The sequence below is a fragment of the Chryseobacterium sp. 22458 genome (assembly GCF_052044975.1).
Taxonomy (GTDB): Bacteria; Bacteroidota; Bacteroidia; order Flavobacteriales; family Weeksellaceae; genus Chryseobacterium.
Genome location: NZ_JBQEOA010000001.1, coordinates 1,632,363 through 1,656,453, shown reverse-complemented (window position 1 = coordinate 1,656,453; position 24,091 = coordinate 1,632,363). Strand labels below are relative to the sequence as shown.

At 38.1% G+C, this 24,091-nt stretch carries 22 protein-coding genes and 1 tRNA gene; 16 read left to right on the top strand and 7 right to left on the bottom strand.

Annotated elements, in window-relative coordinates:
* Window position 1: 1 nt before the first annotated feature.
* From ACTJJF_RS07375 to ACTJJF_RS07350, 6 genes are all read left to right on the top strand, one after another.
* Window positions 2-74 (top strand) — tRNA-Lys (locus ACTJJF_RS07375).
* A gap of 338 nt (window positions 75-412) precedes the next feature.
* On the top strand, window positions 413-1,909 hold the full coding sequence (locus ACTJJF_RS07370; RefSeq protein ID WP_440699216.1) for a tetratricopeptide repeat protein: 1,497 nt from the start codon (window positions 413-415) through the stop codon (window positions 1,907-1,909).
* A gap of 153 nt (window positions 1,910-2,062) precedes the next feature.
* Entirely contained in the window at window positions 2,063-3,502 is a 1,440-nt protein-coding gene (locus ACTJJF_RS07365; RefSeq protein WP_312306015.1) for a tetratricopeptide repeat protein, read from the top strand.
* 966 nt (window positions 3,503-4,468) lie between these two features.
* Window positions 4,469-5,044, top strand: a complete 576-nt coding sequence (locus ACTJJF_RS07360; protein WP_312306017.1) for a Crp/Fnr family transcriptional regulator — start codon at window positions 4,469-4,471, stop codon at window positions 5,042-5,044.
* A 159-nt stretch (window positions 5,045-5,203) separates the two neighbouring features.
* Window positions 5,204-6,472: an AlbA family DNA-binding domain-containing protein gene (locus ACTJJF_RS07355; RefSeq protein ID WP_440699215.1), complete on the top strand. Its 1,269-nt coding sequence runs from the start codon at window positions 5,204-5,206 to the stop codon at window positions 6,470-6,472.
* Window positions 6,473-6,657: 185 nt separating this feature from the next.
* Complete coding sequence (locus tag ACTJJF_RS07350; RefSeq protein WP_440699214.1) at window positions 6,658-7,599, top strand: ketopantoate reductase family protein; 942 nt, start codon at window positions 6,658-6,660, stop codon at window positions 7,597-7,599.
* A gap of 155 nt (window positions 7,600-7,754) precedes the next feature.
* Here ACTJJF_RS07350 and ACTJJF_RS07345 read toward each other — a convergent pair whose 3' ends face one another.
* The 6 genes from ACTJJF_RS07345 to ACTJJF_RS07320 all read right to left on the bottom strand — a co-directional run bounded on the left by ACTJJF_RS07345 (window position 7,755) and on the right by ACTJJF_RS07320 (window position 11,351).
* Window positions 7,755-8,105, bottom strand: a complete 351-nt coding sequence (locus ACTJJF_RS07345) for a 4Fe-4S dicluster domain-containing protein (RefSeq protein ID WP_440699213.1) — start codon at window positions 8,103-8,105, stop codon at window positions 7,755-7,757.
* Window positions 8,106-8,240: 135 nt separating this feature from the next.
* Window positions 8,241-8,564 carry a 2Fe-2S iron-sulfur cluster-binding protein gene (locus tag ACTJJF_RS07340; protein ID WP_312306024.1) on the bottom strand — a complete coding sequence of 108 codons (324 nt, stop codon included), beginning with the start codon at window positions 8,562-8,564 and terminating at the stop codon, window positions 8,241-8,243.
* Window positions 8,565-8,568: 4 nt separating this feature from the next.
* Window positions 8,569-9,621 carry an NAD(P)/FAD-dependent oxidoreductase gene (locus tag ACTJJF_RS07335; RefSeq protein WP_440699212.1) on the bottom strand — a complete coding sequence of 351 codons (1,053 nt, stop codon included), beginning with the start codon at window positions 9,619-9,621 and terminating at the stop codon, window positions 8,569-8,571.
* A 1-nt stretch (window position 9,622) separates the two neighbouring features.
* Complete coding sequence (locus tag ACTJJF_RS07330; RefSeq protein WP_440699211.1) at window positions 9,623-10,192, bottom strand: NADPH-dependent FMN reductase; 570 nt, start codon at window positions 10,190-10,192, stop codon at window positions 9,623-9,625.
* A gap of 6 nt (window positions 10,193-10,198) precedes the next feature.
* Entirely contained in the window at window positions 10,199-10,693 is a 495-nt protein-coding gene (locus ACTJJF_RS07325; RefSeq protein WP_440699210.1) for a DUF2480 family protein, read from the bottom strand.
* Between the two features lie 31 nt (window positions 10,694-10,724).
* Complete coding sequence (locus tag ACTJJF_RS07320) at window positions 10,725-11,351, bottom strand: superoxide dismutase (protein WP_440699209.1); 627 nt, start codon at window positions 11,349-11,351, stop codon at window positions 10,725-10,727.
* 194 nt (window positions 11,352-11,545) lie between these two features.
* Here ACTJJF_RS07320 and ACTJJF_RS07315 point away from each other — a divergent pair, with 194 nt between their 5' ends.
* Window positions 11,546-12,163, top strand: a complete 618-nt coding sequence (locus tag ACTJJF_RS07315; protein WP_440699208.1) for a helix-turn-helix transcriptional regulator — start codon at window positions 11,546-11,548, stop codon at window positions 12,161-12,163.
* Window positions 12,164-12,255: 92 nt separating this feature from the next.
* Here the strand turns inward: ACTJJF_RS07315 and ACTJJF_RS07310 are convergent, their stop codons facing one another.
* Entirely contained in the window at window positions 12,256-12,882 is a 627-nt protein-coding gene (locus ACTJJF_RS07310; RefSeq protein ID WP_312306037.1) for an RNA polymerase sigma factor, read from the bottom strand.
* A 242-nt stretch (window positions 12,883-13,124) separates the two neighbouring features.
* Here ACTJJF_RS07310 and ACTJJF_RS07305 point away from each other — a divergent pair, with 242 nt between their 5' ends.
* The 9 genes from ACTJJF_RS07305 (at window position 13,125) to ACTJJF_RS07265 (ending at window position 23,965) form a co-directional block, all read left to right on the top strand.
* Complete coding sequence (locus ACTJJF_RS07305; RefSeq protein WP_440699207.1) at window positions 13,125-14,072, top strand: FecR family protein; 948 nt, start codon at window positions 13,125-13,127, stop codon at window positions 14,070-14,072.
* A gap of 53 nt (window positions 14,073-14,125) precedes the next feature.
* Window positions 14,126-17,407 (top strand): TonB-dependent receptor domain-containing protein, encoded by a 3,282-nt coding sequence (locus tag ACTJJF_RS07300; protein ID WP_440699206.1) that lies wholly within the window; start codon window positions 14,126-14,128, stop codon window positions 17,405-17,407.
* Between the two features lie 42 nt (window positions 17,408-17,449).
* Window positions 17,450-18,745, top strand: coding sequence for a hypothetical protein (locus tag ACTJJF_RS07295; RefSeq protein WP_440699205.1), 1,296 nt, complete (start codon window positions 17,450-17,452; stop codon window positions 18,743-18,745).
* A 96-nt stretch (window positions 18,746-18,841) separates the two neighbouring features.
* Window positions 18,842-19,024 (top strand): hypothetical protein, encoded by a 183-nt coding sequence (locus ACTJJF_RS07290; protein ID WP_276161767.1) that lies wholly within the window; start codon window positions 18,842-18,844, stop codon window positions 19,022-19,024.
* Between the two features lie 51 nt (window positions 19,025-19,075).
* Complete coding sequence (locus tag ACTJJF_RS07285) at window positions 19,076-20,374, top strand: hypothetical protein (protein WP_440699204.1); 1,299 nt, start codon at window positions 19,076-19,078, stop codon at window positions 20,372-20,374.
* 70 nt (window positions 20,375-20,444) lie between these two features.
* Window positions 20,445-21,371 (top strand): choice-of-anchor J domain-containing protein, encoded by a 927-nt coding sequence (locus ACTJJF_RS07280; RefSeq protein ID WP_440699203.1) that lies wholly within the window; start codon window positions 20,445-20,447, stop codon window positions 21,369-21,371.
* A 166-nt stretch (window positions 21,372-21,537) separates the two neighbouring features.
* A complete protein-coding gene (locus ACTJJF_RS07275; RefSeq protein WP_440699202.1) occupies window positions 21,538-22,278 on the top strand; it encodes a hypothetical protein in 741 nt (246 codons plus the stop codon).
* A 6-nt stretch (window positions 22,279-22,284) separates the two neighbouring features.
* Window positions 22,285-23,631, top strand: a complete 1,347-nt coding sequence (locus ACTJJF_RS07270; RefSeq protein ID WP_440699201.1) for a S41 family peptidase — start codon at window positions 22,285-22,287, stop codon at window positions 23,629-23,631.
* 64 nt (window positions 23,632-23,695) lie between these two features.
* Window positions 23,696-23,965, top strand: coding sequence for a hypothetical protein (locus tag ACTJJF_RS07265; protein ID WP_312306058.1), 270 nt, complete (start codon window positions 23,696-23,698; stop codon window positions 23,963-23,965).
* The last annotated feature ends 126 nt before the right edge of the window (window positions 23,966-24,091 follow it).

The window sequence follows — 24,091 nt, the reverse complement described above, 5'->3', positions numbered from 1 at the left end:
CGACTCGGTAGCTCAGCTGGTAGAGCAATACACTTTTAATGTATGGGTCCTGGGTTCGAATCCCAGCCGGGTCACAACAAAAAGAACTACTCAGACAGTAGTTCTTTTTTATTTTATATACATATTTCCTCATAAATTTTGGATCAGATCTAAAGATGAGCCTTACCTGTCAGGCATTTTATCAAAAAAAACTATGATTTATCAATAGTAAATATCAATTGTACCGGTCCAAAAGGTTCTGAATCAGCTTTGTCAGGTTTTTCTTACCTTATTATTTCATTAAAGAAAGAGTTTTGCAGGTGTCAATATTTGGTAAAAACGTCCTGTTTTTTTATTGAAATTATGTATATTTATAACAAAGAATGTAAAAAAAACAATCAGTATTTAATGTTTACGCTTATATACTGGCAAAATGATAAGCAATTCAAAACCTGACCGTATTAAAAATTATAAAACATATCCGGAGATCATGGCTAAAGCCATCTTCATCTCAATTTTTACAGGGCTGCTGCTGTTTATGATTTCGTGCAGCAAAAGCCCCGGTGAAAAGGAGAGAGACCATTTTGATACCTCTCTGCTCAACCGGAATTCAGAACTTCATCTTTCCGGTGAATATGAAGCACTTATCCATTTTAATATAGAATATCTTAAGAAAGCTGCAAAGATGAACTATCAGGCAGGAAAAGGGCTTTGCTATCTCAATATAGCAGATGTCAATGTTTCTGCCGGAAATTATGAAAAAGCACTGTTCTTTTTCAACAAGGCGGAAAAACATCTGGAAAACTCCGGGAATATGTATCATAAGGCACTGTTCTATAATGATTACGGCTTGTATTATTCTCATCTTGAATTGTATGATAAAGCGATAGCATGTGACAATAAAGCATTTTATTATTTAAAGAAGGCAAATAGTTCTGCACTGAAAACAAAGTTATATTCCAGACTATATATCAACCGAGGGATTTATTATGCTAAAAAAGGATGGCGGGGAACCTCCCTGAAATGTTTTCTTAAAGGTAATGCACTGGAAAATTCAGCATACAGCAATTGTATGGTTGCCCAGTATTATTTGTACACCCGTCAGCCGGATTCTGCGGGGATATATGTAGCAAGAGCAGATCAGAAAATGCTCAGTCAGAAAACAAGTGATGTAGAATCCCTCTGGGTATATTTTACCATGGGCTATTATTATAACGAGGTCAACAATAACGTCAAAGCCGAAGAAGCCCTGAAGAAAGCGCTTGAGATCAATATAAAAACAAGACGTACCTATTCTACTCATATTAACGGAGTCTATAAGGCTTTGGCAGAACTTTACAAGAAAAAAAATGATGGGGGTAAAGCATACCATTATTTAAAACTGTATATGGAAGAAGAAGGGAGGATTAATGCTGCCCGTATGGCTTCAATGAATAAGGCTACGGAAAATTTTATTTCTGATGTTCAAAAAGAATCCGACTGGCATAAAAATGAGCTGCCTTTATTTATAGCTTTATCCATTACCGTACTTACAGTTTCAGGAGTATATGTCAGAAAAGTAGTCAATGATATGAAGCAGAAAAAAATAAAGCTGAAGATGGAGACCGATGAGCTTAAAAATCATGTATATACCAAACAGCTTGAAGAAGTCATTGAATTAGCAAAAAAGAATGATTCAGCTTTTTTATTGAAATTCAAAGAATTATATCCGGATTTTGTGAGTACACTCTTAAAAATCAATCCTGATCTTGAAAATTCTGAACTGGCTTTCTGTGCCATGTTGAAACTGCGTTTTTCATCTAAAGAAATTGCGGATTATACTTTTGTACAACACAAATCTGTTCAGCAAAAAAAATACAGAATCAGAAAAAGGCTCAATATCTCCGGTGAAACAGATATTTACGATTTTTTCGAAAATATAAAGGGGTGAAATATACAAGATTCTATTTTTTAAATGCTATATATTGCATGGTTTTTCAAAAAATATCATAAATAATTAAAGAAAATATAATATTAATCACTTTATAAAGTTATTCTTTTATCATAATTTATACAGGAATTTCAGCTTAAATTAAAGAAGTATATGATACGTATTTTTCTTTTGGTTTTACTTGTTGCTTTAGCTTCATGCCACTCTCATTCTCAGAAGGAACGTGAAAAAAACTTTGATATTCCACTGATGACGGAAAATGAAAGGCTCCGGCTTTCAGGAGAATATGATTCATTGGTCAGTCTTAACAAACAATATTATAAAAAAGCAGAGCAGGCAGGGTATGAGGACGGTAAAGCGTTATGCTATATCAATCTGGCACAGATAAATATCTCACTGGAAAATTATCAGAAATCAAAAATACTTTTTGATAATGCAGAGAAAATATTGAAAGACTCGGAAAATAACATCCATAAGGCTATATTTTATAATAACTACGGTCGGCTTAATAATGAGCTGGGAAGAAAAGACAAAGCACTTGAATATAATAATACAGCACTGAGCTGCATTGAAAAGGCTACAGGGTCCCCGCTAAAAAATAAGGTGCTTTATAATGTGTATATCAGACAAGGCGAATATTATATACAGAAAGAACAATATAAAAAAGCCCTGGAATACTTTAATAAAGCAAGAAAATTTGATAATACCGGCATTGCTGATTGTGCTATAAGTGATTATGTATACATGCATAAAAATAAAGATTCTGCGTATAAATATATTAACAGGGCTTATAAGCAAATGAATCTGACAAAGCGGGAGGATGCCATTACTCTCAATATACACACCATTATGGGAGAATATTATCTTACCTACGGAGAGCCTGAGAATGCAGAAAAAGAATTCTTACGGGCTCTGGAGATTGATAAGAAAACCCGGCGTATCTTTTCTCAATATACCAAATATATCTATAATGATCTCAGAACTCTGTATAACATAACCGGAAATAAGGAAAAAGCGTACTTTTACCTCAATGCATATACAGAAGCAAAAAGTAAGACCAATACAGCTTTACTGGCAACAATTAATCAGGATATGGAATCCTTTATTACCCTTACTGAGGAAAATACAGAAAAGCATAAAAGCAATTTACAATGGGTGATTCTTTTCTCAATAGCGGGGCTTTCATTATTAGGAATATATGCCTGGAGAGTAATAAGCCTGCTCAGAAAAAGAAAAAAAGACCTTAAACTTGAAGCAGAGCAGCTGAAAACCCGTATAAATGATAATAAGCAGGACGAAATCATGGAGTTGGGAAGAAGCAATGATCCTGACTTTCTGAACCGTTTTAAAGAAGGCTACCCAGGCTTTATCGATAAACTTCTCACAATCAATTCCGGTCTGGAAAACTCCGAACTCGTTTTTTGTGCCATGCTTAAACTTCACTTTACCTCCAAGGAGATTGCAAGTTATACTTTGGTTCAGCACAGAACCGTTCAGCAAAAAAAATACAGAATCAGAAAAAAATTGAATATTCCCGGAGAAATTGATATCTATGATTTTTTCGATGCTTTGGGACAAAAAAAAACTGTCTGATTCATCAGGTCAGACAGCACTCGAAATATTCTCTTTTCACCACCTGTATTTTTTTAAGTGGTCTCGTACTCAAATTTGAAAAATTTTAACCAAATAAGAAAAAAAAGCTATACTACACAAATACTACAGATGAAAAATAATGATGTAAATGTTTGATAATTAGGGTTTTGTTTGTTTGGGTGAAATATAGTGACGAATTTGTACAAACCAGTAATTGTATAAATGATAAATTCATTTTTTGCAGAAATCTGATCATCATGATAAACTTTTTACAGTCCATTCAAGATCAGAATTTTCTGTTTTTTCTTATGTATTTTATTGTTTTTTCTATGTCTTTGTTTTTATCTTAAAATTGATTTAAAAAACAGATTGATTTACAATTTTCTGTTTATCAGATGTTTATTCGAATGTTGTATATGTGTAGTAGGCTGTTTTTATGTTTTTTTGAATTTAAAATATAGTTTTGCAGTAGATTTTTAATACAAAATAGTTACTGAACTGATTTTTTTAATTAATCAGTAAATGTATAACACAAATGAATCTCCGAATCAGGATCTAATGGAGAGAAAAAAAATTACTTAAGAGGGAAAAAGTCGCTGTCTCTGCTATGGGGACAGCCTTTTTTTATCATGACTGCAGATGACTGTTGAAAAATTCCAGCACTGTTATCAGAGCTTTCAGAATGCATCCTTTCCCGTTTCAAGTGAATCTTTTATGGCTGTTGCTGGCCTTTGCCCATGTTGTTTTAATAAGAGGAAATAGCTTCCTGTAAGAAATAGCCGGAGAGATTGAACAAATAGGAGCTTTTTGATCGAAATGTATCTGACGGCTTTTACAGCAACAAAGGCCGTAAAACTGTTAAGGTTTGGAAAAAATAAAAAGACTGACAGGGTTGAATTTGAACTAAAATAGGTAAACATTTTCTTAGAATTATTCCTATTTTAGCCTGTATTATTGCAGTATTTCATGAATAAATCATCGATCAACAATTATTTTCATTCCTTATTCAGTATCAAAGATGAAGTGGTGGAACAGATTACAGAAACTTTCAGCCATTTTGATTTAAAAGCAAATGCTGTTTTACTGGATAAAGATACCATCAGCACCAAAACTTTCTTCCTGGAAAAAGGATATGTGAGATCTTATCTATTGAATGAAGATAACGAAGAAATTACTACCAACATTTATGCTGCACCCTGTTTTGTGAATGATTTTCTATCCTTTTTCAGACAGCAGCCAACCAGAGAAATTTACCAAACAGTTACCGACTGTACATTTTGGGCAACCGGATTGGAGAATGTGCAGTATAATTTCCATAATATTCCTGAATTCAGGGAGTTCAGCAGACTTCTTTTTGTTCTGAATTACTACAATATTCATGACAGACTGATTGAAATGGCGAGCCAGAAAGCATCAACAAGGTACTCCAATCTGATGAAGAAAGATCCGGATATCTTTCAACATGTTCCTTTGAAGATTATTGCGTCATATCTGGGGATCAAAGACAGCTCACTGAGCAGGATAAGGAGAGAAATCAAATAGGCCGAAACAGGAAGCTGGAGGAGAGAAGCGATTCAGATTTTTACAACCATCATAATCCTAAATTGATTTTTCATAAAAACATAAATAAAATTAAAATTAGCGTTATTTAAAATGTATAACAGGTTAAATTATTACTTTTAATTAAATTTTAAACTGTCTATGAAAACTGAAGAATTAGAGCATTTATTGGAAGGCCGAAAAGAGCATCCAAGTCTAGACTTTAAAGCAGCTTGCTTTTGGGATGTAAAAAAATTAACAAGAGATATATTAGCGATGTCGAACCTACCGGATGGCGGTCATATTGTTATCGGTGTGGAAGAGGTAGATAATTCCTTTGTTAGGAAGGGAGTTGAGTCGCAACATTGCAATACCTTTATTTTAGATGAGATGAAAGATCAGGTGGGCAAGTATGCTGACCCAATGGTTGACTTTGATGTTCATATTGTGGAAGATGTAAATGGGCTAAAATATGTTGTTATAAAAGTCTATTCTTTCCGTGAAACGCCTACTATCTGTAAAAGAGATCTGGACAAAGAATTAAGAGCCAGTACCATCTATTACAGAAATACTAATCGTAGGGTGGAAAGTGCAGCAGTATCGAACGTAAACGACTTGCGTGACATTATAGAACTGGCTGCAGTCCGACTGATGCAGCGCAGGCAGAGTTTTGGTTTTATAGTACCCGACAACGATCATGAATTTTATAAAAAAGAAATAACAGCTTTAAGTAAAATGTCTATTGTTGAAAAAATCAAAAAAAAGGGTTATTTGGAAATTAGTATTACACCTATTGTAAAAAGTAGCTTGCCCTCACTCTTCTCTTGTTTAGAAGCTGTAGAAAAAGCGCAGGTAAAGCTTTTCTGGAACTTTCCTTTTATACCAAGGAATAATTTTGAAGGTAGCGTAGATGTTGCAGAAAATTGTTATCAAGGTACATCTGATAATGGTGCAAGAAAAGAAATCTGGCGTATGCATTTATCTGAGCATTATTATATGATCAATGCACTTGTAGAAGATTGGATGGAAGGAGATATCCTACGGGGCGGTTTTGCTAAAACATTTCTGAGTGGTTCACATTTTTTCTTTTATACCAGTCTGTTACATCCATTGACTCAGCTGTTTGAGTTCATTAAAAGGCTTGCGATACAAGGGCTATATAAAAAAGGGGCTCGTGTATCTATTGCATATCGTAACATGGCAGATAGGGAACTACATCTTGACGACGGCGAAAGAATACCTTTTGCTAGAAAGCGAAGAACAAAAGCAAATGATATTGTCATCAATGAAGAATATAATCAAGCGGAACTTGTTAGTGCTAGCATGACATTAGCCAGTGATGCTATTTTAAAAGTATGTGAATATTTCCAGTATCATCCTTCTGCTGATTTAATTCTGGCTGACCAGCTTGGCTTTTTAGATCGAAAATAAGCTTTTAATGAATTAATTAACGATATAACCACTATTAAAAATAAAATTGCATTATTTTAAATTTGATGGATATCTAATATACTTTTGTACTCTCTTTTCCGGTTTGCAGTACAAAATCTCATTTCTTTTCATTTGTCAAGTGATGGATCAAAATTTGTCCTGCATCTTTGTCAAAAATAATTTTCATGAACAAAAAACATATTGTGGTTATCGGATTGGGAGGGGTAGGCGGATATTTTGGATTTAAAATAAATCAGGCGAATGAAACCTCCGGAAAATATAAAATTACTTTTGTAGCAAGAGGAATAACTTATGAGAAAGTAAAAGAAAACGGACTGGTACTTTTATCTCCTGAACATGCTGATCACACAACACATCCTGATGCTATTGAGGAAAACATTCAGGCTGTTAAAAACCCTGATCTGATCCTTATATGTGTAAAGGAATATGATCTTGAAAATGTATGCAGGCAGCTGTTACCGGTGATCAATAAAGATACTGTACTGCTTCCGATGATGAACGGAGCAGATATCTATGACAGGATCCGGAAGATCATTCCTGATCATATTATTTTACCTACCTGTCTGTATGTAGCTTCCCATATTAAGGAAAGAGGAACGGTGGAACATAAGGGAAAAGCAGGCAAGATCATTGCAGGAAAAGACCCTGAACACTTTTCTGCAGAGGTGAAATGGATCATAAACCTGCTTGAAGAAAGTAAGATTGATTTTGATTTTAAGGACAATTCATTATCGGATATCTGGACCAAATTCATTTTCATTGCCAGCTTCGGACTGGTGACTGCAAAACATAATTCGTCAATCGGCAAAGTATGTACTGATGAAGAACAGAAATATGAAGCGACAGAAATTATGAAAGAGATTAAACAGATCGCAGCCCAAAAAGAAATTCACCTGCCGGAAGATATTATAGAAAAGACATTTGAGAAAGCTTCTGCTTTTCCTTTTGATACCCCCACTTCTTTGCAGCTCGATATTCATTCCGGAAAAAAAGAGAATGAGCTGGAATTATTTGCAGGAGCAGTATTGAAATATGGAGCAGAACTTCATATCGATACCCCGTTTACTCAAAAAATATATGATGAGATTAAACGGAAACAGGGATGAAACTATAAAAATAGACACAATTCAGGCCGGCTTTAGCCGGCCTGAATTGATATTTTAAGTATCAAAAATGGAAATTTAAATATAATATTAAAGCTTTTAACAATTCTGTAATTTTCTGTTTTAATGAAAATTTATAGAGTATTGCCAATCAAAAGTCACGTCCCATGCATGAATTTTTGTCTGTTCAGTAATACTTCCTCCGTTTCCTGGTGGTCAGGATCGTCGATACAGCAGTCTACAGGACATACGGCTTTACATTGCGGCTCTTCATGAAAGCCTTTGCACTCAGTACATTTTCCGGACACAATATAATAAACTTCATCTGAAACAGCCTGATTATAAGCATCGGCATCAGCCGTTGTGCCATCCGGAAAAGTGATGCTTCCCGAGAGTTTCGTTTTGTCCTGCCAACGCCAGTCGATAGCACCTTCATAAATGGCTGAATTGGGGCATTCGGGTTCGCAGGCTCCGCAGTTGATGCAGTCATCGGTTATTTTTATAGCCATATTATTTATTTTTAAGAGCTTGTAAAAGGGATTTCTTCAGCATGTACTGCTTTAGAAATCCCTGCTAAACTTAATTAAAACAGTTTCAACAATTTATATACATCATAAACTGTGCAAACTTGTATCTTGAATCTGTTAATCTGCTGCGATCTTTACAGAAAGTCCGTCCATTTGAGCGGTAAGATGAATCTGACAGGCTAATCTGCTGTTTTCCCCGGAGTTGAAAAGTTCGGAGAGAAGTGCTTCTTCAATATCACCCTTTTCAGGCAACGTTGTTTCTCCATCAAGGATATAGCAGTGGCAGGTAGCGCACATTGCCATTCCGCCGCACATTGCTTCCATAGGCAGATCGTAGGCTTTACAGATGTCTTTTAAGGTAAGTCCCATCTCCAGAGGGCAGATCAGGGTATGCTGATTACCATCCTGATCCGTTACGTTAATTGTAATTTCATTCTCCATGGCATCAGTCAATCGTCGCTACTACTTGTTTTTCTGCCTGTTTTTTAGTTCCGTCAAAACCTTCAATTCCGCTTACTGTAGTATATTTCAAAACAAACTTTTTGTTGGGGTTAAGACGCTGATAAATGCTCTGACAGGCAATGGATGCTTCGTGAAAACCACAAAGGATCAGTTTCATTTTATAAGGATAGGTATTGATGTCACCCACAGCATAAACACCTGGGATATTGGTTTGAAAATCAGTGCTGTTGTCTACCTTTATGGCATTCTTTTCCAGTTCCAGTCCCCAATCCGTCAAAGGTCCAAGTTTAGGTACCAATCCGAACAGAGGGATGAAATGATCCGTTTCTATCGTCTGAAGAATGCCTTCCTTTTCTACAATGATTCTTTGTAAAATACCATTTCCTTCAAGTCCGATAACTTCAGCAGGTGTCATCAGATTAATCTTTCCTTCATGTTTCAATTTTTTCACTTTTTCCACCGAATCTAAAGCTCCTCTGAATTCATTCCGTCTGTGAATCAGAGTAAGTGAAGAAGCTATTTCAGCAAGATGAATAGACCAGTCCAGGGCAGAATCACCACCTCCGGCAATGACAATATGTTTCCCTGCATAATCTTCCGGACGCTTAACGAAATAACTGACACCCTTTTCCTCAAAATCAGAAATATTTTCAATGAGAGGTTTTTTAGGTTCAAAGCTTCCCAGTCCTCCGGCAATAATAACAGCCTTGGCCCTATGTCTTGTTCCTTTATCCGTGATCACCTCAAACAGGTTTTCTTCCAGCTTCAGAAGATGCACAGCTGTTTCATTGAAAGTAAAACCCGGTTCAAACTGCCGGATCTGTTCATAAAGATTATCAATCAGATCACCGGCAAGTACACTGGGAAATCCCGGAATATCGAAAATGGGTTTCTTGGGATATAATTCTGATAACTGGCCTCCCATCTGAGGTAATGCATCTATAATATGGCATCGCATTTTGAGAAGGCCGGCTTCAAATACCGTGAATAACCCTGCAGGGCCGGCACCAATGATCAGTATATCTGTTTCTATCATGTTACAAATGATTTATAGTCGTTTTTTCTATTTTTTTTGAGGCTGCAATGCTGATAAGCTTTTCAAACTTATTGATATACAGCGGAGAAATTTCCTTTTTATCGTTCCCGTCAAATAATGCAGACCGAACGATAGGAACACTGAATGGGAGGGGCCATGCCCGTAATGACTTGGCTATAGCATCCATCGCATTAATGCCCTGCATAGCCTGTAAGCCGTCTGCCCAGCATATCAGTCCCACCGTCTTGTCTGTCAGGTAAGGCTCATACCTGTTAGCTGTAACTTCGAGCCAGTCCAGGCAGTTTTTCATCACTCCCGGAATGCTCCCGTGGTATAGAGGTGCCAGCCAGATGTGAAGATCAGCACTGGTAAACATCTGAGCCATGCGCTCTACGGCTAAAGGTGTTTTGGTAAGTGTGACATCAAACAGGGGGATTCCCGAATCCGCAAGGGTAAAAATATCAGTCTGTATTCCCAGTGCTTCCAGACGATCTGAGAAATAGCTGGAAATAATCCCTGAAGTAGACTCACTTCTTCTTTCCAGTGATCCGTTGAACAGGATTGCTTTCATGTTGTTTTATTTTTTGAAAATTACTTTTGGCAGACCTATTTCACCATACATCAGGCTTTTTACCAAAGGCTGCAAAAGCCCGGTGGCCAATAAATACAGGGCAGAATCATGATCTGCATTTGCCCTTACCACTACTTTCTGATCCTTATAGCACTTCAGGTCTGAATAGATGAGACGGCGTTTCCATAGATCGAGCAGTATTGTTTGGGCATTGTTCAGATCTGTATAAACAGCATAAGGAAACAGTTTTTCCATAAGGAACATATAAGCCCATGGCGGAATAATGGCATCCGTAGAACATACGATCCCCACTGCTTTTCCTTCATAGATGGAAAAGTCCACAGCAGCAATTGATTCTTTAAACTCTTTTTCCTTGACAATCATTCCCATGAAAAGATGGTCTTTGATATCCAGTTCTACAATTTCCGTAGTAGGTTTATAGGTTAAAAGATCAAAAGCAATGATACCCGATGCTTTTGCTTTATTGATAAAAGTTTCCATTGATCGTTGAATTTTCCAGTCAGTATTTTGATTACCTTACTTTCGAAAGGGCTTCTTCATATTTTCTTTCTACAGCAGACCAATCCAGTACAGACCAGAAGGCGTCAAGATAATCTGCTCTCTTATTCTGATAATTCAGGTAATAAGCGTGTTCCCAGACATCAATTCCAAGGATTGGAAAACCTCTGTTCATTGAAAGAACATCCATCATCGGGTTGTCCTGATTGGGAGTAGAACTTACTGCCAGTGAGCCGTTGAACTTTACATACAGCCAAACCCATCCTGAGCCAAACTGAGCCAGACCTGTTTTTTTCATTTCTGCCTTTAATTCGTCCAGGCTTCCGAAAGTGGCCGTAATCGAATCATCAAGCTGGCCTTCAGGCTTCAGTTTAGGTTGTGGAGAAAGAATTTCCCAGAATAAGGAATGGTTATAGTGGCCACCACCATTATTTCTGACAGCCGGGCTATATTCACTTATTCTCTGTAATAATGAATCCAGATCCGGATTGGTTTCACTGGTTTGTGCCAAGGCAGCATTAAGATTATCTACATAAGCCTGGTGATGACGCTGATGGTGAATGGTCATTGTTTCCGTATCAATAAAAGGAGTCAGGGCATCATAAGCATAAGAAAGCTGAGGTAGTGTAAATGGTTTCATTCTGTTTATTTTTTTGATTATTGTGTGACAAAGGTAATAATATATTTGAATAAAACAACTTTTTGGTTGTTTTATTTATTTTTATTTCAACTGTTGCAAAGTGCTGTAAATGTGTTTCTTAGTATTTGTTTTTTGAGATTATAGAAAATGACTATATTTGTTGTTGAAAAATAAAACAACCAAAATATTGTCAAATGAAGAAATCAGCGGCTGACCGCATTCTGATGTTTTTAAAGATGAGGGGGGAGGCAACTTCACTTCTTATTTCTGAAGAGCTTTCCATCACCAAGGAAGGAGCGAGGAAGCATTTGCTGAATCTAGCCCAGGAAGGTCTCATCCAGCCTAATGTGAAGAGCGAAGGGGTAGGCCGCCCATCTACTTACTATGTTCTTACAGAAAAAGGACTCGCTCAGTTTCCGGATACTCATGCTGAAGTGACGGTACAGCTTCTGAAATCGGTAAAAAATCTTCTGGGTGAAAATGCACTGGATCTCCTGATCAGCGATCGTGAAAAAAATACCCATGACCGGTATGAAAAAGCACTTTCAAAAACCAGAAATCTGGAGCAGCGCCTTGAAGTACTTGCAGAAGCCCGAAGTAAAGAAGGCTATATGGCAGAATGGAAAAAAGAAGGTAATGAATATTTCCTTATCGAAAACCATTGCCCGATCTGCGCTGCTGCTACAGAATGCCAGGGGTTTTGCCGTGCCGAGCTTTCCAATTTTCAGTCTCTGATCGGAAAAGAATATACAGTTGAAAGAGTAGATCACATTATTTCCGGAGGGCAACGCTGTGTGTATAAGATCAGCTGAAATACTAATCATTCATTTTTATCCGCTTCTTCCCAAAATGCCTGTGCTTTAGGGAAAAGTCAATTTAACAAAGACAAAATAATCCTGAAAAATCAGTATTTTGTCAATAGCTCCATCAAAAGCAGGATAGAGATCAGTTTTTTAGATGACTGATAGTCCGGAGCCAGCTGTTCACGGATCTCTCCGAGAGCCTTGCTTAATTTGTTGCTGACGGTTTTATTACTGATTCCCAAAGCTTCTGCTGTTTCATTGACCGACATATTCTGCCGGATTCTCATATCATATACCTGCTGCTCTGTAGAAGGAAGGCGTGAAACCACTTCATCAATCATGGATAATAAAACGGAGATTTCATTTTCTTCGAGGATTTCAAAATATTCAGTATCGGAAATATCTGTTTCTGCAGGCATATCAAACTCGTCAATGCTCAGTGTTGGCGGAGCTTTTTTATAACTGTTGTAATAATCCAGAATCCGGTAATGAAGGTGGCGGAGCAGGTAGCCTTTGGCACTTTCTGATTCATCCGTTTGTATGGCATCTGTATTTTCAAGGATTTTTATCCATAAATTCTGAAGCAGTTCTTCAGAAACTTCCTTATCCTTTGTCCGTATAAAAACGAAACGGTACAGACTATCCCAGTAACGGTCGTACAAAAGCATAAATGCAGGGCGGTCGCCTGATTTTATTTTCTTTAATAAAGTAGAGTCTGTTAGGTTCATATTGCTGCAACAAAATTACCTAAAGGAAAATTAACTTTTTGTGAACTTTAATTATGGTAAGGTTAAATATTTCTGGAAAACAGAGCGTGAATATGAAGTTAATGTTGAGTAAATGTAAAAAAGGTTGAAAATAATAATGAAACGGGCTTTAATATGAATAGAATGTTAAGAATAGCCTGGGGAAGTTTTTCATTTTCGCTGTCTTATCCATAGAAGCATCTGTGAATACGATGAAATATTTTATGAAACGTTTTACCTATAAAAATATAGAGACCTTTGTTTTCAGACTTTGGAGACGGGAAGTTTCAGGGGAAAAGATCTCTGAAAAAGAAAATGAAATTTTAAACCAATGGAAGCTCCGGGCAGAAAAAGATCTGGACCCGGTTCATATGTCAGAAGCAAGAGAAAGGATATTGGCCGGGCTGAATCATTATTTTGGGTCTGATGAAAAAATAATTCCTGTCAGAAGATTTCAGAAGAATGCCTATAAAATTGCAGCGGTTATCATTCTGCTGATCTCATTAGCAGGGTTCTTTACCTATAATACTTACATCAAGGCAGATGTTTACCTTGCCGGTGCGGGGAACAGGATTGTTCATCTTGAAGACGGATCTGTAGTCACCCTATTACCAGGTTCAGAACTTACCGTTGAAAAATCATTTCCGGCTGATACCAGAAGGGTTAGTCTGAAAGGAGATGCTTTATTTTCAGTAGCTAAATCAAAGATCCATCCTTTTATTGTTCAGGCAGATGGTTTCAGTACAAAAGTATTGGGAACGGTATTTAAAATTTCCCAATCCGGGAAGAAAAAGGCGGTAGATCTTTATGAAGGTAAAGTGGCGGTGTCTGCTGCCGGAGGACCTGTATCTTTCCTTAAACCAAATCAGAAATGGACCAATTTCGGAGTTGCTCATACCAATGCGGTAGTTTCATTTGAGCCTCACAGGCTTTCCGGAAAATCAGCACCCGAACTCCTTTCCTTAAGTTTCAATGATGTTCCTTTAAAAGAAGTAATTGCTGTTCTGGAAGGTAACTACAGCACAAAAATTCATTATCCGAAAGATGCTGAAGATAAAAAGATCACCGCAGATTTTACCGGGGGAACAGTGGGAGAGAATATAGAATCCCTGGCCTTTATACTGGGATTTGAAGTACAGAAGCAAGATAATATTTACATCCTGAAGAAATAAATCATAAAAAATAATAATCAGATAATTCTTAAATCTAAAGAGAACACTTACGTATGAAAAGTTTGAAATGTGGTTTTACCATAGCAGCCTTATTTTTTACTGTTGCAGCAGAAGCACAGGAGCTGGTTCAGAAAGTTTCGTTTTCCGTTTCTTCCAGCAGACCGTTAATTGAGGTTCTGGAGGAGTTTGCAGGAAAAACAGGAATGAGACTGGCCTATTCAAAGGTAGATATCAAAGAGCTGAAGGTAAAAGGGGTAAAATGTGAAAATTCCACAATCAATAGCTGTCTGAAAGACATTACCAACGGACTTCCCGTAGTATTCCGCTTACATGGGGATCTTATTTCAATAAAATATGAGGGTTCCGCAGCTTCTGTACCCGGCAATGGACGTATATCAGGAAAAATAGTGGATGAAGTGGGAAATCCTGTTGCCGGAGCTGAGGTAAATATTGCCGGAAGGACTACAGCAACAGATAATAACGGTGATTTCTCAATAGATCTTCCTTCGGGAATGTATAACCTGACGATAAAAGCTTCTAAATACAATACACTTCGGGTAGAAAAATTGATAGTAACGAATAAAGAAACCAATACGGTTTCATTTGCACTGAACAGAGCTTCAGATAAAATCACGGACATCAAGGAAGTGGTAGTTACCGCAACCCGCAAAGCAGATACCCAGGCAGGATTATTGACACAACAGAAAAAAGCAGCTCAGATGAGCGACGGAATTTCAGCTGAACAGATTGCCAAAACCCCTGATAATGACGTAGGCGGAACTTTGAAAAGAGTAACGGGAATTACGACCATTGATAACAAATATGTGGTGGTAAGATCTATGGGAGAACGCTGGAACACGGCAGCCATGGACGGCATAAATCTTCCCAGCACTGAAACCTATAATCAGAATTTCTCTTTTGATATCATTCCTACGGCAATGGTAGAAAGTGTTGTGGTGAGCAAATCTGCAACTCCGGATATGAATGCGAACTTTGCAGGAGGTTATGTGGAAGTAAGAACTAAAGATATTCCCAATGAAAATTTTACAACGGTAAGCATGGGAACTTCTTATAATGATCAGGCAGCTTTCAAAGAGTTTCTGACCCGCCAGCGGGGAAAATATGATTATTTCGGGTATGATGACGGAACCAGGGATTTTCCAAAAGGTCTTGAAGCTGTTGTGCAGACTGACCCCAGGTTTTTCGAGCAGTCCAGGCAGTTTACCAATGATAATTTCACCACTTATAAAACAAGAGGAGATATGGGATCTAATCTGCAGCTTGCATTGGGAAGAACCTACGCTCTTCAAAATAATAACAAATGGGGATTTGCAGGAGCATTTATCATCAGGAACGAACAGAATAAGCTTGATATAGATCATACAGGAAGGGGAAACTGGCTGGATACGACCGGGGTGCCGGATGCCAACGGAAAAATTCCTTTTTATAATTTTAAAAACAAAGGGGCATCCTACAATTATAATTCTACAGTTGCAGGAATGCTTAACTTCGGTTTTCAGCTGAATAAAACAAGAATATCATTCCGTAACTCGTATACCCATATCTATGATAATACACTGACGAAAATTACAGGTTGGGATGAATACACCGGAGGAAGCGGCCTGCCTTCCAACGCAGAAGCCTCATATAATTATTTTTATCACGGTATTATTCCCAATAATGATCCGTCACAGATTCCTTCTTTAGACAAACCTTTTACCGGAAATACAGATTATCCTGTATATCAGACATTCCTGCAGAATAAGCTGGAAGGGAATCATAAGTTCAGTAATATGGAAATCAACTGGTTTGCAGCCAGAACAGGTGTTTCTTCAGATACTAAGGATTATACATTGCACAAGAACCTCTACAGTTTTGTGGGAAGTGAAATTTTAAGCTATTATGAGGTTAACAATTCTTCGAGTGATTTTGCCAGGGGATACATTGCCAGCAAAGAAACGGATTATAATTACGGAGCCTCTTTCAAATGGAATTTCGACAGACAAAACTTTAAAAACGATATCAAGATAGGATATGCCGGAGCATCCAAAACCAATACCAATCAGCAGCAGAAATTTTTACTGAGAGTTGATGAAAGCAGAGCCGTTCCGAATCCCAAAATTCTCCATATGTATGGCGCTCTTGCCGATTGGTTTGATGGCTCTCATTATGCACCCGGAGGAATTGGCTGGGAGACGAGACCTTTATTTGTAGATGGTAAATATGAAGGGGAAGTAGAGCAGCATGCGATGTATGTAATGTTTGATAACCGATGGAAAAATAAATTCAGGTTAGTCTGGGGATTACGGGCTGAATATTTTCAGTATGATCTGATTTCCCAGCAAATGGATTCTAAAGACTCCAGGAATTTTACCCGCTATGGGCTTGATGATAAACCGTGGCAATGGATGCCGTCAGCCAATTTTACCTATAGCCCCACCAACAAAATTAATCTGAGACTGGCTTACAACAAAACGGTTATTCGTCCTCAGTTTAATGAAAGAACCGGATTGCCTTATTTTGATCCTGTTGCGAATGGGCAGATTTTTAATACGGAGATGGTATCATCCGTGGTCAATAATTATGACTTTAAATTTGAATGGTTCCCGGGGCTTGGGGAGATATTTTCAGCAGGATTGTATTATAAAAATATAGATAACCCTATTGAGCGGGAAGGATTCATTTCCAGCGAAGGAAACCTTTATCTCTACAACGGAAATTCAAAAAATGCCAAACTGAAAGGACTTGAGGCGGAAGTCAGAAAAAACTTAGGTTTTATAGCTCCGGATACTTTTCTTTCAAAACTTTTCGTCAGCGGAAACTTTACCTATAATGACACCAAAGTCATTGCTTTTAAAGATAAAGAAAAAAACGGAGAAAATGATCCTACCTATGAAGTGGAAAGACCTCTTTACGGGCAGACTCCTTATGCTTATAATGTCGGGTTAATGTATGATGGTTCGAGACTGGGAGTAAGCTTTTTATATAATGCGAAGGGGGACCAGTATATCACAGTAGGATATGCCTACAACGGAGAAGAAATACAGAGAGCCTATGCGGTGGCAGATGCACAGATCTCCTATAAATTCCTTAGAAACAGAAACCTTGAAGTGAAACTGAACGTAAGAAATCTTTTTAACAGGGTTAAAGAATATTACAACAATTATAATTCCTATGTCAGTAAAAAAGATGCAGGAAGTAATCTGGACACGGTAAGGGAATCAATGGAACTGCTGCCGGGTGCTACCAATAAATACGACAGGGATATTGATAAAATCCTGTTCCGTGCGTACAGCGGCAGAATATTCGGGTTGAGTGTAAACTATACATTCTGATGGCTCATTAAACTAATACATAAACCAATAAACTCATTAAGAATGAAAAAATTAATCCTCACTGCGATAACCGGACTATCACTTACAGGCTGCCAGAGTGATCAGCTGTCAGGTTCTTCAGAATCTTTTGATTTAAAACCTGTTTCTTCAGAGTATATTACAGTTTCATCTTTACCGGTAACGCCGGTAAGCGGAGATATTACCTCCAATACAACATGGAGCGGGGTGATTGAAATGGACGGAATCATTACGGTGAAAAACGGAGCAACATTAACGATTCTTCCGGGAACTTACATTAAAGCCAAACCTAATACAACAGGAGCTGCTACAGGTATTCTGATTATTTCTAAAACCGGAAAGATCAATGCAGCCGGTACGGAAAATCAGCCTATTATTTTCACGAGCTATAAACTACTGGATGGAACTGAAGATACTTATCCTTCTCCCGGTGATTTTGGCGGAGTAATTCTGTTGGGTGATGCGCCTACCAATGTACCTTCCACAACATCCATTGAGGGATTAAGTCTGAATAGTGACCGCTACTTCGGCGGTTCCAATCCTTCTCACAATGCAGGAATAATGAAGTATGTGCGCATTGAGTTTGCGGGCTATGACTATTTGGGCGGAAATTCAGGGAATGAAGTGAATGCTCTGTCATTAGGTGGCGTTGGGAACGGAACGACTTTAGACCATATTCAGGTTTCTTACAGCAAAGATGATTCTTTTGAATTTTTTGGAGGAACAGTTAATGCGTCCAATCTGATCTCTTTAGCAGCCGAAGACGATAATTTTGATTTTGATAACGGATACACAGGTACGATCACCTGCGCCCTTTCTTTGGCAGATTACAACTCATACCATTCACTGAGCGGTATCGTACCGGATTCTAACGGAATTGAGCTGGATAATAATTCTACAGGTACAACTACAACTTTGATGACACATGCTGTGATCAATAATCTTACGATAATTGGAGTGAAATACAGCAATTGGGGAAATAAATACGAAAACGGGATTCATATCCGTAGAAATGGAAGGCTGACATTAAATAATGCCGTAGTAACAGGCTATCCTACAGGAATCAGGGTAGAAGGAACAGGTTCTCAACTTTCTTCATCATCTGATTTCAATAGCATTCAGGTCCATGGATTTTCAACGGCTGTTACAGGAGCCGGAACGGCAGGAATTCCTGCAGCCAACCTGCTTACAGGATCTGCAGCTGCATTGTTTGGAATGAAACAGCCATTCTATAACGAAGGATCGTGGAATATATCACCCAGAAACTGCGGAAACTTCCAGGGAATCTGGACGAAATATGACTTTTCTATTGTAGAATAGGACTTTCAGAAGTTCAGAACCTTCTCTGCTTTTGAAAAAGATAAGATAAAAAGAGCTCTTGATATATAGAAATGTACAGGTTTCGGAATCCTGAACATGAGCCGGATCTATACTGATGATGCGCACAGCAGTACCGGATCAGCAGAAACCGGACGCTATTGTCTTTTCCCGGGCAGTAGCGGAACAGAAGGGAACACCGGATATCAGCTCCTCATGAAATACCGGGTGAAACAAAAACCAAATCGCAGAAATATAGAGGCGGATATTTCTGAATATTAAAAACTTCCGGTCATAAAAATAAATAACCGGGAAGACCAAAAAATTATAACAATGAAAAGATTAACTTTAATTGCAGTTGCTGCATTATCCCTTACTGCTTGTCAGAACGATCATTTGGCAGATTCTTCTACTCCTTTCGAAATGAAGCCTACTTCAGCTGAATACCTTACAGCTTCTTCACTTCCTGTAACGCAGGTAAGCGGTCCTATTACTTCCGATACAACATGGAGCGGGGTAATAGAAATTGATGGTACGGTAGCCGTGAAAAACGGAGCAACTCTTACGATTCAGCCCGGAACTTTTATCAAGGCAAAACCTAATGCTATAGGAGAAGGTTCAGGAATTCTTGTTATTACCAAAACAGGTAAGATCAACGCTACAGGAACTGAATCTCAGCCAATTGTTTTTACAAGTTATAGATTACTGGATGGTGATGATCTTACAACAGCTACTCCGGGAGATTTCGGAGGAGTGATCCTGTTGGGGGATGCACCTACCAATGTACCTGCTACCACTACAATCGAAGGTTTAAGCGGTAGTGATTATTATTTCGGAGGAACTAATCCTTCCCACAATGCAGGAACAATGAAGTATGTACGTATTGAGTTTGCAGGTTATGATTTCGTAGGAGCCAACTCAGGAAATGAAGTGAATGCATTATCATTAGGAGGTGTAGGTAACGGTACAACTTTAGATCATATCCAGGTATCTTACGGTCAGGATGATTCTTTCGAATTCTTCGGAGGTACGGTAAATGCTTCCAACCTGATCTCTTTCGCAGCTGAAGATGATAACTTCGACTTTGATAACGGATATACAGGAACCATTACTTGTGCTTTATCTTTAGCAGACTACAGATCAGCGCATACCGTGAGCGGAGGATCTCCTGATTCTAACGGTATCGAATTGGATAACAACGCCGGAGGTACTTCTACATCATTGATTACCAATCCTGTGATCAACAACCTTACCATCATCGGAGCTAAAAACGGATTGGCAGGACAAGGCCTTGCTTATGAAAATGCTATCCATATCAGAAGACACGGAAAATTGACATTGAACGATGCCGTAGTTACAGGATATCCCGTAGGAATCAAAGTAGAAGGAACAGGTTCTGAGCTTTCTTCAGCTTCTAACCTAAACTCAATTTTTGTACACGGATTCGGAACTTCTGTAACGGGAACCGGAACTTCCGGAATTCCTGCAGCCAACTTATTGACAGGTACTCTTGCTTCAGTATGGGGGATGAGCCAGCCGTTCTTCAACGAAGGACCTTGGAACGTTTCTCCTAGAAACTGTGGAAACTTCCAGGGAACTTGGACAAAATATGACTTCTCAGTTCAGGAATAAGACCTAAAAACAGGGAAAGCATTGTGTCTTTCCCTGCTTTTATTCTTCAAAAATCTTAATAATAAGTATTATGAAAAAATTATTTTTATTATCTATTGCATTGGTATCACAGGCCGTATTTGCACAGGAGCTGGTATGGAGCAATTCTTTTGAAACAGCTGATGACCTTCAGGGATGGACGCTCCATGATCTGAACAACAACGGAAACGGATGGATTCAGGGGAAGAATATCTACCACAACGGTACTGCAATGGCGTATGGAACTTCTGGAACAATCCGCCATTCTATCAATCTGGTGCCTTCAGGTACTGCTCCTAATTTTGCTACGGAAAACGACTGGATCACCTCTCCGGAGATTGACCTGTCTTCAGCTTCAGGAACTGTTACTTTAGCAGCTTATGTAGGAAGACAAAGAGCAAGTCAGGCAGCCGTTGCCAGAGACCTTTATATCTACGTAAGCACTCCTCAGAAACCTGTTCCTTCCTTGGCAGATTTCCAGGCACTTGCAGTAGATGCGAACGGAAATGATCTTCCTAATCCTTATAAAATCAAAGGTGGATATACTGAAAATCCTTTTCCTGCAGATCTTACCCAGTTTGTAGAAAGTCTTGTGGATCTGTCTGCTTTTGCGGGAAAGAAAATTTACATCGGGATCTGGTCTAACAGAAAATCGGCGGGAAGCAATATTCAGAATATCAATATTGATGAAATGGCTATTTATGCTTCATCATTTACCCTAAGCACAAAGGATGTAAAAAAGAACGAAATTCTTACTAAAATAGCAGAAAACCCTGCGAAAGATTTCCTACGCCTGAAACTGAATCCTGCATTGAAAGAAAACAAGACTGTGATAGCCATTTATAACGGGGCAGGGCAGAAAGTTTTTGCCGTTCCATATACCGGATCAATCCATATTGCAGATTTACCTGAAGGAGTTTACGTAACAGAAGTTACTGACGGAAAAATTAAGGAACACCTGAATTTTATTAAAAGATAAAAATTCTTCCCTTCAAAACTGATTTTTTAGAAATAAATGAAATTATACAATAATGGGTAGCTGATGAGTAAAGCTATCCAGAACATATCCAACTAGTTTTTTTATAATTATATATTGCCCTGCACAATGGGCGGGGCAATATTTTTTAAGTTAAAATAAATAAAAGATGAATAAGATCTTTGCACTTTTGTTATTGACCCTGTTATTTTCATGCACAGATAATACCGTGATGGAAAGATATGATGCTGTTCAGAAACCGGGTGAAATAACCATTAAAGGATATTCCAGGCCTGATGTGCTTCAGCTGAGGTTCAATGGCGAACCTGTAACCATAGGCGGGAAGACTTCCTACACCGATAAAATAGAAACCAGACTCCAGTTTGTTCTTGATCAGGGAGAAACCAACAAACTTGCTGTATATAATAATGAAACAGGTTCGGAAATAGCAGGATATAATATCAGTTATGATAATGTAGAGGATTATAAAAATATATTTTTCTTTAACCTGCCCGGCATTTTTCTACAGGCGGATGCTGTAAAGCCACAGGTGAATCTGGGAAAAATAGGATTCGAATTTATTTTTCCTAATCTGGGAGAATATTCAGGATCTTCATTTAAAAATGTAAAAGGGATCTTGAAAAGAGAAAACGGGGTAGTGCTGGCAGAATTTGATAATATTGGAAAAGAAAGTTTTACATCTGTTAAAATTTATAATAATTTCAGCATTACGGCTCCGGTATACCTTGAATTATATAAACCGGGAACTACAGAACCTTATGCAGGGTCCCAACCCATTAAAGTTAAAATAAAACAGCGTATGGGAGCCAATATGATCGTACTTCAGGAAAAATCAGAAAATGGAGTATGGGTTGTAAAAGGAGATATTGATATTGCAGAATATTTATAATCAGGAATGAGGAATTTTTTTAAACTTCAGTGTATAGCTCTTTTTTTCATCCTTATTTCCTGCACCGGTAATGATGAAAATATTCCTGTTTTTCCGGAAGGAAGTACGGAATCTGTTAATGTCTGGGTTCAGGATAGTATGAGAAGATATTACTATTGGGCAGACCAGATGCCCGCCAAGCCGGATTATCATTTACCTGTAAAAGATTTTTTTAAAAGCCTTCTGTCTCCACAGGACCGGTTTTCTTTTATTGTGAATACAGAAGATTCTTCCAGCTATCCACGTTCTGTGCGCAATATGTATGGTTTTGATTATACCGTGATTCAGTTGGGGAACGGGAAAATAGTTACCGTAGTAAAATTGGTTCTTCAGAATTCTCCTGCTTTCAATGCCGGGCTGGAACGGGGAACAATCATTACCAAAATCAACGGAAAAGCCGTGACGGGAGCCAATGCAGAAACTATTGCCGCCTCTATAAAAGATTTTACTGTTCTGGATCTTACCATAGGAAGCTGGAAAAACGGGACGGTGGCTGATGAAAAGGACATTAAAGTATATTACGGTCTTTCTTTCCCGCAGTCTACCTTATCTAAAATATTTGAAAAGAACGGTAAAAAGGCAGGCTACCTTTATATCTACGACTTTCCGGAGGGAATGATGCCGGTTCTCAGTCAGAAATTTGCTGAGTTTAAAGCTGCAGGAGTACAGGAGCTTATTCTGGACCTAAGATACAACTACGGAGGATCGGTATCTGCTGCTGCTGCCCTTTGTTCACTGATCCCTTCAGGAATATCGTCCAATTCTCCATTCATTATTTTTAAAGGAAATAAAAACGGTGGTGAAGTGAAAAGAACTTTTTCCCAACAGATTGCCTATGAGCCCAAAGCTATAGATTTCAATACACTAAGGACTCATGCATTAGGATTAAAAAAAGTCTATATTCTTACTTCAAACAGTACCGCTTCGGCGGCTGAAATCGTCATCAATAATCTGAAACCTTATATGCAGGTTATTCAGATCGGGGATGTGACATTAGGAAAAGATATGGCCGGATTTGTTGTAGAAGACCGTCGTAAGCCGAGAAAAATCCCATGGCAGATTCATCCTGTTATTTATAAAGTATTTAATGCTAATGGAGCCGGAGAGTACAGCAGCGGAATTGTACCACAGGTTTCTGTAAATGAATATAATGAGCTTCCATTATTGCCTTTGGGTGATCCCAATGAAACCTTGATTTCCTCCGTCCTGAACGGCAATTATTTTAAAACTGCCAATGATGCAGCGGTTTCCGGAAAAACCAGGATATTGTTCCAGAGCGATGTACCTCCAATGGTTGTTGGAAAAGGAAGATAAGAGGAAAACCTGAAATGAAAGACCAATCTTTTTATCAAAAAATAATCAGAAAAAAATAAATAGTATGCAGGGAATAGAGCCAAAACTTCACACGAGCCTGACCAGCCGTATCGAATATTACCGCCTGCTGATAGAAGCGGTAAATGATCCTGAAGCCGGATCATCCGATGTCACTACCCAGATTTCAGAATTGGGACATTTGTATGAAGAATATCTGCTTAATAAAAAAAACCTTGAACAGAGTATTAAGAACTACAGGGCCTATCATAATGATTTAAGAAGAAAACTGACGGTAAGGCTTCGGGAGCTCAGAAGAAAAGAAAGACAGAAATAGTGTACAGCCTGCCATAAGGTTAAACGCATTAAAATGATGTAGTTATTATTTATTTCTCGCAGATGATACACATTGTACAGATGTTTGTACATAAGAAAAACAGAGATTTCAAAGCTCTTTTGTGTT